General features: G+C 64.4%; 10 protein-coding genes. 2 read left to right on the top strand and 8 right to left on the bottom strand.

Going from position 1 to position 11824, the window contains the following annotated elements; translation table 11 throughout:
* Positions 1–91 precede the first annotated feature (91 nt).
* From IRZ77_RS19195 to IRZ77_RS19185, 3 genes are read right to left on the bottom strand one after another with little or no spacing between them, the layout of a single operon-like run.
* Positions 92–457, bottom strand: a complete 366-nt coding sequence (locus IRZ77_RS19195) for a hypothetical protein (protein WP_046616981.1) — start codon at positions 455–457, stop codon at positions 92–94.
* A 5-nt stretch (positions 458–462) separates the two neighbouring features.
* A complete protein-coding gene (locus IRZ77_RS19190; RefSeq protein WP_046616982.1) occupies positions 463–894 on the bottom strand; it encodes a DNA polymerase III subunit chi in 432 nt (143 codons plus the stop codon).
* 49 nt (positions 895–943) lie between these two features.
* The gene (locus IRZ77_RS19185) at positions 944–2437 is read right to left on the bottom strand and encodes a leucyl aminopeptidase (RefSeq protein WP_196174139.1); all 1494 of its coding nucleotides are present in this window, start codon (positions 2435–2437) and stop codon (positions 944–946) included.
* A 301-nt stretch (positions 2438–2738) separates the two neighbouring features.
* Here IRZ77_RS19185 and lptF point away from each other — a divergent pair, with 301 nt between their 5' ends.
* Together lptF and lptG are read left to right on the top strand one after the other, a co-directional pair.
* Positions 2739–3854, top strand: coding sequence for an LPS export ABC transporter permease LptF (lptF, locus tag IRZ77_RS19180; protein ID WP_196174136.1), 1116 nt, complete (start codon positions 2739–2741; stop codon positions 3852–3854).
* The gene (gene lptG / locus IRZ77_RS19175) at positions 3847–4908 is read left to right on the top strand and encodes an LPS export ABC transporter permease LptG (RefSeq protein ID WP_025337842.1); all 1062 of its coding nucleotides are present in this window, start codon (positions 3847–3849) and stop codon (positions 4906–4908) included. The genes lptF and lptG overlap by 8 nt, the downstream gene beginning before the upstream one ends.
* 182 nt (positions 4909–5090) lie before the next feature.
* Here the strand turns inward: lptG and IRZ77_RS19170 are convergent, their stop codons facing one another.
* The 5 genes from IRZ77_RS19170 to gcvP all read right to left on the bottom strand — a co-directional run bounded on the left by IRZ77_RS19170 (position 5091) and on the right by gcvP (position 11823).
* A complete protein-coding gene (locus IRZ77_RS19170) occupies positions 5091–5579 on the bottom strand; it encodes an RDD family protein (protein WP_046616978.1) in 489 nt (162 codons plus the stop codon).
* Positions 5580–5670: 91 nt separating this feature from the next.
* Positions 5671–5883, bottom strand: coding sequence for a cold-shock protein (locus IRZ77_RS19165; protein WP_003257941.1), 213 nt, complete (start codon positions 5881–5883; stop codon positions 5671–5673).
* A 356-nt stretch (positions 5884–6239) separates the two neighbouring features.
* A complete protein-coding gene (gene gcvT, locus IRZ77_RS19160; protein ID WP_046616977.1) occupies positions 6240–7361 on the bottom strand; it encodes a glycine cleavage system aminomethyltransferase GcvT in 1122 nt (373 codons plus the stop codon).
* A 27-nt stretch (positions 7362–7388) separates the two neighbouring features.
* On the bottom strand, positions 7389–8765 hold the full coding sequence (locus tag IRZ77_RS19155; protein ID WP_196174134.1) for an L-serine ammonia-lyase: 1377 nt from the start codon (positions 8763–8765) through the stop codon (positions 7389–7391).
* A 202-nt stretch (positions 8766–8967) separates the two neighbouring features.
* Entirely contained in the window at positions 8968–11823 is a 2856-nt protein-coding gene (gene gcvP, locus IRZ77_RS19150) for an aminomethyl-transferring glycine dehydrogenase (protein ID WP_085600596.1), read from the bottom strand.
* Position 11824 lies beyond the last annotated feature (1 nt).

Here is an 11824-nt window from a genome sequence, read left to right as displayed (position 1 = left end):
CGCTCCCACAGGTACGGCGCAAGTCTCGAAGCTTGCGCCGTACCTGTGGGAGCGGGTTTACCCGCGAAGAAGGCGCCGCCGGATTTCAGTTTTACTCCGAACGCTTGATCAACCGCTCGATCCGCGCATCCAGCCGGCGCTTGATCTCGTTCTCAATGTGCGGGGTGAAGTCTTTGATCACGTCCTGCATGATCATCTGCGCCGCCGCGCGCAGTTCGCTTTCCAGGTGCAGCAGGGTGTCCTGGCGGCGGGTCTGCGGGTCGTCTTCGGGCTCGGCCTCAACCGGTTCGGCCGCAGGAACATGGTTGCCGGGCGCTTCTTCCAGCAGCAACGGGATCTGCTCCACCGTCTCTGTCAGCAGCGGTGGTTGCAGGTCGGCGTCGCCAAGCAGCTGGCGTATCGACTCGAGGTCATCGAGCAGATGGGCGGAATCGGGCAGGGGGGAGGGTTTGTCCATCGTCGTCAAAGTCGCTGTAAGCGGTGGTCTTGCAGAGCATAGCCCTGTTCACGGTAGAAACGGAATCGTTCACGGGCAGATTGGCGGATGCCAGGCTCTTCAACGACGATCTCGGCAACCCGTTCGAACTGGCCGACAAAGCCCGGTACATCGGCGCCCAGGTTTATCAACAGGTCGTGGTGGTCGCCTGCACTGTCGGCGGCCAGGCCCAATGCCACGCAGGCATCGGCATGCACCTCTGCGAGGTCGTGGGGCACGAAGGCCTCGCCCTTGAAGCGCCACAGACGTTGGTCCAGCTCGCTGCGCTGCTCGGCGTCCTGGCAATGCAGGTAGACCCGGTGGCCGAGGCGCCAGGCCTTTTCGCACAGCTTGCAGGCGAAATCGAGCCGCGCCGACAGCGAGTCGGTGGGCAGGATGTAGAAATCGACTTTGCTCATGGTGGTATCGCCGGCCGGCGGCGCGCAGTGCGCCACCGGCTTCACGGCGTCAGGCGCCAGCGCGGTCCAGCAGGTACTGGGTCAGCAGGGGCACAGGGCGGCCAGTGGCGCCCTTGTCCTTGCCACCGCTGACCCAGGCGGTGCCGGCGATGTCCATGTGAGCCCAGTCGTAGGCCTTGGCAAAGCGCGACAGGAAGCAGCCGGCGGTGATGGTGCCGGCCTTCGGCCCGCCGATGTTGCCCATGTCGGCGAACGGGCTGTCCAGCTGCTCCTGGTACTCATCGAACAGCGGCAGCTGCCAGGCACGGTCGTCGGCGCGCTTGCCGGCGTCGAGCAACTGGCCGACCAGGTTGTCGTTGTTGCCCATCAGGCCGGTGGTGTGGCTGCCCAGGGCGACGATGCAGGCGCCGGTCAGGGTGGCGATGTCGATGACTGCCTGCGGCTTGAAGCGCTCGGCGTAGGTCAGGGTGTCGCACAGCACCAGGCGGCCTTCGGCGTCGGTGTTGAGGATTTCCACGGTCTGCCCGCTCATGGTGGTGACGATGTCACCCGGGCGGGTGGCGCCGCCGCTCGGCATGTTCTCGGCGCAGGCCAGCAGGCACACCAGGTTGACCGGCAGCTGCAGCTCGAGCACCGCACGCAGGGTGCCGAGCACGCTGGCGGCACCGCACATGTCGTACTTCATTTCGTCCATGCCGGCACCAGGCTTTAGGCTGATGCCACCGGTGTCGAAGGTAATGCCCTTGCCCACCAGCACGTACGGCTTGTCCGCCTTCTTGCCGCCCTGGTAGTTGAGCACGATCAGGCGTGGCGGCTGGTCGCTGCCCTGGCCGACGGCGTAGAACGCGCCCATGCCCAGTTCCTTGATCTTCTTCTCGTCCAGCACTTCGACTTTCAGCGCCTTGTGCGCCTTGCCCAGATCCTTGGCCTGTTCGGCCAGGAAGCTTGGGTGGCACAGGTTGGGCGGCAGGTTGCCCAGGTCGCGGGTGAAAGCCATGCCGGTGGCGATGGCGCTGGCATGCTTGACGGCACGCTCGACCTCGGCCTGGCCGGCCTTGTCGGCCAGCAGGGTGACCTTCTTCAGGGCGCGCGGCTCGGCCTTCTGGCTCTTGAAGCGATCGAACACGTACTCGCCGTCGAGCAGGGTCTCGGCCAGCAGGCGGTACTTGCCGTAGTGGGCATCGCGGTTGCTGACCGCGATGTCGTCCAGGGCCAGCACTGCGTCAGCGCCATTCAGGCCCTTGAGCACGCCGGCCACACTCGCGACCAGTTTGCGCCAGGCGCGGTCGCCCAGGGCTTCGTCCTTGCCGCTGCCCACCAGCAGCACGCGCTCGGCCTTCAGACCCGCGAGGTTCTGCAAAAGCAAGGTCTGGCCCGGCTTGCCGGCCAGGTCGCCACGCTTGAGCACGGCACTGATGGCGCCCTCGCTGGCCTGGTCGACGGCCTTGGTCACGGCGCCGAGCTTGCGGTTTTCACCTACCGGGAGGACCAGGGTGGCGGTTTTTACGGATGCAGCAGCTACGCTTTTTACAACCAGTTCCATGTCAGGATCCCCGAATGATCGATACAGTCGGCGCTGTGTGTTCCAGCGCTCTGGACGGGCCTGGCCGCGTCGTCGCGCGCCAGCGGAAAAGCTGCCAGTTTGAGCCTGCGGCAAGCGTGCTGACAACCCCGTTATGCGCCTTCATGCGCGGCGAAGTGACAGGGGCGGTCAATCACAGGATAATGCGCGCACTTTACATGGAGGTTCGCCTTTGGCGAACCGGCATTGGTCTTGGCTGTACTAAGTCATTGTCTGGCGCCATTGATTGGCAGTCCGCCCTGACAACCCAGGAGTGTCTGGTTTGATCGTCTTTCGTTATCTGTCCCGCGAGGTCCTGGTGACCTTGAGCGCCGTCAGCGCCGTGCTGTTGGTGATCATCATGAGTGGGCGCTTCATCAAGTACCTGGCCCAGGCTGCCCAGGGTGTGCTCGACCCGAGCGTGCTGTTCCTGATCATGGGCTTCCGCCTGCCGGGCTTCCTGCAACTGATCCTGCCTCTGGGGCTGTTCCTCGGCATTCTCCTGGCGTACGGGCGTTTGTACCTGGAAAGCGAGATGACCGTGTTGTCGGCCACCGGCATGAGCCAGCAGCGCCTGCTGGGCCTGACCATGGCGCCGGCCGCCCTGGTCGCCCTGCTGGTAGCGTGGCTGAGCTTGAGCCTGGCACCGCTGGGCGTGGCCCAGGTGCAGCAGATCATTGCCCAGCAGGATGCCCTGACCGAGTTCGACACCCTGGTGCCGGGCCGCTTCCAGACCCTGCGCGACGGCTCGCGGGTGACCTACACCGAAGAGCTGTCGGACGACCGCATCAACCTGGCTGGGGTGTTCATCTCCGAGAAGCGCTTCAACCAGGACAAGACCAAGGACCGCGCCCCGTCGGTGCTGGTTGCCGAAAAAGGCCACCAGGAAATCCAGGCCGACGGCAACCGTTACCTGGTACTGGAAAACGGTTACCGCTACGACGGCAACCCGGGCCAGGCCGATTACCGTGCAATCAAGTACGACACCTACGGGGTGCTGCTGCCCAAGCCGGAAGTCGCCGAGGAAGTGACCGATCGCGAAGCCATTCCCACTTCCGAGCTGATCGGCAAGAAGGGCCTGCGTGAGCGTGCCGAGCTGCAGTGGCGGCTGTCGCTGCCCATCCTGGTATTCATCGTCACCATGCTGGCGGTGCCGCTGGCCCGGGTCAACCCGCGCCAAGGCCGCTTCCTCAAGCTGCTGCCGGCAATTCTTCTGTACATGGCCTACCTGACAATGCTGATTTCCGTACGCGGCGCCCTCGAAAAGGGCAAAGTGCCGATCGCCCTGGGCATGTGGTGGGTCCACGGCCTGTTCCTGCTGATCGGCCTGGGCCTGATGTACTGGGAGCCGCTGCGCCTCAAACGCGCCGCCCGTCGTGCGGAGGTGGCCCATGGGTAAGCTCGACCGCTACATCGGCCAGAGCGTGCTGCTGGCAATCCTCGCCGTGCTGGGGATCATCCTCGGCCTGGCGTCGCTGTTTGCCTTCATCGACGAGATGAGCGACCTGAGTGACACCTACACGGTGATGGAGGCGGGCAACTTCGTCCTGCTGACCGCACCACGGCGCCTGTACGAAATGCTGCCGATGGCTGCTTTGATCGGCTGCCTGATCGGCCTGGGTAGCCTGGCCAGCAGCAGCGAACTGACCATCATGCGTGCTGCCGGGGTTTCCATCGGGCGCATCGTGTGGGCGGTGATGAAGCCGATGCTGGTGCTGATGCTGGTCGGCCTGCTGATTGGCGAGTACGTGGCGCCGGTGACCGAGAACAAGGCCCAGGCCGACCGTTCCCTGGCCCAGGGTGGCGGTGATGCGCAAAGCTCCAAGCGCGGCATGTGGCACCGCCAGGGCGAGGAGTACGTGCACATCAACGCCGTGCAGCCTAACGGCCTGCTGCTGGGTGTGACCCGTTACCGCTTCGACAGCGAGCGCAAGATCGTCACCTCGAGCTTTGCCCGCCGTGCACAGTACCAGGACGACCACTGGATGCTCAGCGACGTGCGCACCACCTTCTTCCGGGGCGACCACACCGAAGTGGTGACCGCGCCGCAGGAGCGCTGGGACGTTTCGCTCACGCCGCAATTGCTCAATACCGTGATCCTGGCGCCGGAGTCGCTGTCCATCACCGGGCTTTGGGACTACATCCATTACCTGTCCGACCAGGGCCTGAACAATGCTCGATACTGGCTGGCGTTCTGGACCAAGGTGTTGCAGCCGATGGTGACCGCGGCGCTGGTGCTGATGGCCATTTCGTTCATCTTCGGCCCGCTGCGTTCGGTAACCCTCGGCCAGCGCGTGTTCACCGGTGTACTGGTGGGCTTCGTGTTCCGCATCGCTCAGGACCTGCTTGGGCCTTCGAGCCAGGTGTTCGGCTTCCCGCCGCTGCTGGCGGTGGTGATTCCGGCAGGCATCTGTGCGCTGGCCGGCGTGTGGCTGTTGCGCCGGGCAGGTTGATGGCCTGAGCTGTACAAGAAAGCCGACCTCAGGGTCGGCTTTTTCATGGGTGTTCGCCTGTGCTGGCCTTTTCGCGGGTAAACCCGCTCCCACAGGAATCTCACCGCTCGTGATGCCTGTGCTGTACCTGTGGGAGCGGGTTTACCCGCGAAGGGGCCAGCACAGGCAATACAGGTCTCAGTTCATTTCTTCTGCTTAGGCACCCGCACCAGCTGGCTTTCCGAATAGATGTCATGCCAGCCCCGCTTGCGCTTGTCGATCAACACCCAGAAAAACCCCAGCCCCAGGCATAGCCACGAGGCAATCGACACCACGAAGCGCAGCAGCGCCTGCCACAGGCTGATGGCCGTGCCATCGGCATTCTGCACCCGCACACCCCATACCTGCATGCCCAGGGTCTGCCCGCCATGGGTCCAGAACTTGGCAAAGAAACCGAACAGGACGAACAGCAGCACCGTCGACAGCAGCGGGTCGCCGTCCAGTGCGCCAGCCTCGGTCAGCTCACGCATCCGGGCTTCGCCGATGATCGCCATCTGGATCATCTTGTAGGCGCCAGCGGTCACGATCAGCAGCGCCGTGCACAGCAGGAAGTCGTAGAACATCGCCGCCAGGCGCCGGCCCAGGCCGACCGGCGGAAAATCACCCTGGGGTGTGAGCAGAGGCTTGGACATGCAAAACGGCTCCAGAAAACGAAGCCGCTATTCTACGGGCAAAAAAAAACCCCTGCACTTGGCAGGGGCTTTTCTCGAAGTCGGGTTCGGCTTAGCCGGCGACCTGAACTTTGTCAGCCTGCATGCCTTTCTGGCCCTGGACTGCTTCGAAGGTGACCTTCTGGCCTTCTTTCAGGCTCTTGAAGCCGTTACCTTCGATAGCGCGGAAGTGCACGAACAGATCCGGACCGCTTTCTGGGGTGATGAAGCCGTAACCTTTTTCGTCATTGAACCACTTGACGGTACCGTTCTGACGCTCAGCCATTGTCTTATTTCCTATGAAGCTTGAATTTTGATGACAGTTTCTTTTGCATTAAAGGAAGCAAAAGATTACTGGGCTGGGTTGCAGGAAAGTAAGAGACGTCAAACGGGTTGTAGCAGATTGCGGCTACTGGCCCAGGTCACGAACTGTTGCGACCCATGCAAACACAGTGCAGTGACTCTACGCCAACTCCCGAGCGAAAAACAAGCCCTTGGTCGTATGGAAAATCGGCCGCTTGCCGATAACCGACCGATTTGTCGGAAACGGCATGGCGCCTGGCCTGGCGCCATGTTCAAAAGCTATTGGACAGGTTCGAAAACGAATATGTCGAACCTGCCCGCAACCTTCACAAAGCGGCTTCAGCCCCGGTAGTAACGTTGTGCCACGAAAGGCATTTTGCTGACTTTCAAGGCAACCTTCTTGCCACGCACCAACGCAAACAGCGGGGTGTCGATAGCAGCATGTTCACTATCGATATAACCCATTGCTACAGGTGCGCCGAGTGTCGGACCAAAGCCACCACTGCACACTTTGCCTACAGGTTTATCGTTTGCATCGACAATATCCGCGCCTTCACGTACCGGGGTACGTTCCTGCGGCAACAGGCCCACACGTTTGCGCGCCACACCATCGCGCTGGTGGGCGAAGATGGCATCGGCACCCGGGAAGCCGGCGGCACGCGCGCCATCGGCACGGCGAACCTTGGAAATGGCCCACAGCAGGCTGGCTTCCACCGGCGTGGTCTCGGTGTTCATGTCGTGGCCATACAGGCACAGGCCGGCTTCCAGGCGCAGCGAGTCGCGCGCACCCAGGCCGATCGGCTGTACTTCGGGCTCTGCCAGCAGGCGGCGGGCCAGGGCTTCGGCTGCATGTACCGGTACCGAGATTTCGTAGCCGTCTTCACCGGTGTAGCCCGAGCGGCTGACGAAGCAGTCTTCGCCCAGCAGTTTCACCGGGCGGAACTGCATGAAGGTCATGCCGGCCACTTCCGGGGCCAGGCGCTCCAGCACCTTGACCGCCGCCGGGCCTTGCAGGGCCAGCAGGGCGCGCTGCTCGAACAGCGGCTGCACCTCGCAACGGCTGCCGATGTGTGCTTGCAGGTGGGCCAGGTCCTGGTCCTTGCAGGCGGCGTTGACCACCAGGAACAGGGTGTCGTCGCCCAGGTTGGCGACCATCAGGTCGTCGAGGATGCCGCCTTGCTCGTTGGTGAACATGGCATAGCGCTGCATGCCCACCGGCAGGTCGATGATATCCACCGGCACCAGGCTCTCCAGGGCCTTGGCGGCATCGCTGCCGCGCAGGGTGATCTGGCCCATGTGCGAGACATCGAACAGGCCGGCCTGCTCGCGGGTGTGCAGGTGTTCCTTGAGCACGCCCAACGGATACTGCACCGGCATGTCATAGCCGGCGAACGGCACCATGCGCGCACCCAGTTCCAGATGCAGGGCGTGCAGTGGGGTCTTGAGCAGTGTTTCGGACATCGGTGACTCCTTGCTGTTGTTGTCGGGTCAACATTCGATGATGTTGACGGCCAGGCCGCCACGGGCGGTCTCTTTGTATTTGCTTTTCATGTCGGCGCCGGTCTGGCGCATGGTGCGGATGACCTTGTCGAGCGACACGTAGTGCTGCCCATCGCCGCGCAAGGCCATGCGCACCGCGTTGATCGCCTTCACCGAGCCCATGGCGTTGCGCTCGATGCAAGGCACCTGGACCAGCCCGCCGATCGGGTCGCAGGTCAGGCCCAGGTTGTGTTCCATGCCGATTTCGGCAGCGTTTTCCACCTGTTGCACGGTGCCACCCATCACCTCGCACAGCGCACCAGCAGCCATCGAGCAGGCCACGCCGACCTCGCCCTGGCAGCCTACTTCGGCGCCGGAGATGGAAGCGTTTTCCTTGTACAGGATGCCGATGGCCGCGGCGGTGAGCAGAAACCGCACCACCCCGTCCTCGTTGGCACCCGGTACGAAGCGCATGTAGTAATGCAGCACCGCCGGGACAATGCCCGCGGCGCCGTTGGTCGGCGCGGTGACCACGCGCCCGCCGTAGGCGTTTTCCTCGTTCACTGCCAGGGCATAGAGGTTGACCCAGTCGAGTACCGACAGGGCATCGCGCAGGCTGGCCTCCGGGTTGCGGCTCAGCTGGCGGTACAACGCCGGCGCTCGGCGCTTGACCTTGAGCCCGCCCGGCAGGATGCCTTCATGCTGGCAGCCGGCTTCGACGCAATCCTGCATCACCTGCCAGATGCGCAGCAGCCCGGCACGGGTTTCCGCTTCGGGGCGCCAGGCCGCCTCGTTGGCCAGCATTACCTGGCTGATCGACAGGTTTTGCCCGGTGCAGTGGCCGAGCAACTCCTTGGCGGTCTTGAACGGGTAGGTCAGCGGTGTGCTGTCCTCGACGATGCGGTCGTGGCCGGCGGCGTCCTGGTCGACCACGAAACCGCCGCCCACCGAATAGTACTCGCGGCTGCGGATTTGCAGGCCGGCCTCGTCGAAGGCGCGGAAGATCATGCCGTTGGGGTGGAAGTCCAGCGGCTTGCGGATCATCGCCAGGTGCTGCTTTTCGATGAACGCGATGCTGTGCTCGCCGAGCAGTTTCAGCCGACCGCTGTCGCGGATGGCCTGCAGGCGGGCAGGGATGGTGTCGGTGTCGATGACATCGGGGTGCTCGCCCTCAAGGCCCAGCAGCACGGCTTTGTCACTGCCATGGCCCTTGCCGGTGGCGCCGAGCGAGCCATACAGCTCTGCCTTGACGCTGACGGTGCGGGCAAGCAGGTCATCACGGCGCAGCCCTTCGGCGAAACGCGCGGCGGCGCGCATCGGGCCGACCGTGTGCGAGCTGGAGGGGCCGATGCCGATCTTGAACAGGTCGAAGACGCTCAAAGACATTGCTCATTCCCTCCGGTAGGTAAGGCGAGTGCTGCGCACTCGATCGCCGGCAAGCCAGCTCCCACAGGTACTGCACCAGCCTTGGAAAACAGGTGAGCCCTTAAGGGCTGGCAAGCCAGCTCTCACAGGTATTGCACCAGCCTTGGGTGCGGTGAGGCCCCTGTGGGAGCTGGCTTGCCGGCGATGAGGCCAGAGCGCCTGGTCAGGCGTCCTGATAGCTCTCGATCGATGGGCAGGCGCAGACCAGGTTGCGATCGCCGAACACGTTGTCGACCCGGCCGACCGGCGGCCAGTACTTGCCTTCCACCAGGCTCGGCAGCGGGTACACCGCCTGCTCGCGGCTGTAGCCATGGGCCCATTCGCCAACCAGCTCGGCCGCAGTGTGCGGGGCGTTCTTCAGCGGGTTGTCGTCCTTGTCCAGGCTACCGTTCTCGACCGCGCGAATTTCTTCGCGGATCTGGATCATCGCGTCGCAGAAGCGGTCCAGTTCTTCCTTGGACTCGCTTTCGGTCGGTTCGATCATCAGCGTGCCTGCAACCGGGAAGGACATGGTCGGGGCGTGGAAGCCGAAGTCGATCAGGCGCTTGGCCACGTCGTCGACGCTGATGCCGCTGGTGTCCTTCAGCGGGCGCAGGTCGAGGATGCACTCGTGGGCCACCAGGCCATTGCCGCCGGTATACAGAACAGGATAGTGCTCTTCCAGGCGACGGGCGATGTAGTTGGCGTTGAGGATCGCCATCTGCGAGGCACGCTTGAGGCCGGCACCGCCCATCATGCGGATGTACATCCAGGTGATCGGCAGGATGCTGGCGCTGCCGAACGGCGCGGCGCAAACCGCGCCCTCGGTGTTTTCCAGCTGTGCGTGGCCAGGCAGGAACGGCGCCAGGTGCGACTTGACGCCGATCGGGCCGACGCCCGGGCCGCCGCCGCCGTGCGGGATGCAGAATGTCTTGTGCAGGTTCAGGTGGGAAACGTCGCCGCCGAACTTGCCCGGGGCGCACAGGCCGACCATGGCGTTCATGTTGGCGCCGTCGATGTACACCTGGCCACCGTTGTCGTGGATGATCGCGCAGATTTCGCCGATCGCTTCCTCGAACACGCCGTGGGTCGACGGGTAGGTGATCATGATCGCGGCCAGGCGCTCGCGGTGCTCGATGGCCTTGGCGCGCAGGTCCTCGACGTCGACGTTGCCGCGGGCATCACAGGCGGTGACCACTACACGCATGCCGGCCATGTGAGCGGTTGCCGGGTTGGTGCCGTGGGCCGACGACGGGATCAGGCAGATGTCGCGGTGGCCTTCGCCACGGCTGCGGTGGTAGGCACGGATAGCCAGCAGGCCTGCGTACTCGCCCTGGGAACCGGCGTTGGGTTGCAGCGACACGGCGTCGTAGCCGGTGGCGGCGCAAAGCATGGCTTCCAGCTCGGTGGTCATCTGCAGGTAGCCCTGGCTCTGCTCGGCCGGGGCAAACGGGTGCAGGTTGCCGAACTCGGCCCAGGTGACCGGGATCATTTCGCTGGCGGCGTTCAGCTTCATTGTGCACGAGCCCAGCGGGATCATGCTGCGGTCCAGCGCCAGGTCCTTGTCGGCCAGGCGGCGCAGGTAACGCATCAGCTCGGTTTCGCTGTGGTAGCGGTTGAACACCGGGTGCTGCAGGATGGCCGACTGGCGCAGCAGGGCGGCAGGCAGCAGCGAGCCGGTGCTGGCGGCCAGAGCGTTGAAGTCTGGCTGGGCCTGGTCGCCACCGATCAATTGCCACAGGGCCTCGACATCGGCCTGGCTGCTGGTTTCGTCCAGCGACAGGCCCACGTGGGCGGCGTCGATCTGGCGCAGGTTGATGCCTTGGGCGCGCGCCTTGTCATGCAGGCTGGCAGTGGCACTGCCGGTGGCCAGGGTCAGGGTATCGAAGGCGCTGGCGCCCACTACCTGCACGCCCAGCGTCTTCAGGCCGGCGGCCAGGATCGCGGTCAGGGCATGGGTGCGTTCGGCGATGCGCTTGAGGCCGGCCGGGCCGTGGTACACGGCGAACATGCTGGCGATGTTGGCCAGCAGCACCTGAGCGGTGCAGATGTTGCTGGTGGCCTTTTCGCGGCGGATGTGCTGCTCGCGGGTCTGCATGGCCAGGCGCAGGGCTGTCTTGCCGAAGCGGTCGATCGACACGCCGACCAGGCGGCCCGGCATGTCGCGTTTGAACGCATCACGGGTGGAGAAGTAGGCCGCGTGCGGGCCACCGAAGCCCAGCGGCACGCCGAAGCGCTGGGCGCTGCCGATGGCCACGTCGGCGCCGAACTCGCCCGGCGGGGTCAACAGGGTCAGGGCCAGCAGATCGGCGGCCACGACGACCAGGGCGTTGGCGGCGTGGAAGCGCTCGACCACTTCGCGGTAGTCGAACACTTCACCGTTGCTGGCCGGGTACTGCAGCAGGGCGCCGAAGAAGGCGCTGACATCGCCCAGCTCGCGCTCATCGCCGACCACGATTTCGATGCCCAGTGGCTCGGCGCGGGTGCGCAGCACATCCAGGGTTTGCGGGTGGCAGTGCACGGAGGCGAAGAAGGCGTGGCTGGCCTTGTTCTTGGACAGGCGCTTGCAGAAGGTCATGGCCTCGGCCGCAGCGGTGGCTTCGTCGAGCAGGGAGGCGTTGGCGATCGGCAGGCCGGTCAGGTCGCTGATCAGGGTCTGGAAGTTCAGCAGCGCTTCCAGGCGGCCCTGGGATATTTCTGGCTGGTACGGGGTATAGGCGGTGTACCAGGCCGGGTTTTCCAGCAGGTTGCGCAGGATAGGCGCTGGGGTATGGGTGTTGTAGTAGCCCTGCCCGATGTAGCTCTTGAACAGCTGGTTCTTGCCGGCGATGGCCTTGAGCGCGGCGAGCGCGTCGGCTTCGCTCTGGCCATCGTGCGAGCCGAGCACGCTGGTACCTTTGATACTGTCGGGAATGACCGCGGCGGTCATGGCTTCCAGCGAGTCGAAGCCGAGGGCGGCCAGCATGGCCTGCTCGTCAGCGGCGCGCGGGCCGATATGGCGGGCGATGAATTCGTTGGCGGTGCCGAGGTTGATGGTCATG

This window comes from Pseudomonas pudica (genome assembly GCF_015680405.1).
GTDB lineage: Bacteria > Pseudomonadota > Gammaproteobacteria > Pseudomonadales > Pseudomonadaceae > Aquipseudomonas > Aquipseudomonas pudica.
The sequence above is the reverse complement of the archived record's forward strand: the minus strand, read 5'-3'. Positions and strand labels throughout refer to the sequence as shown.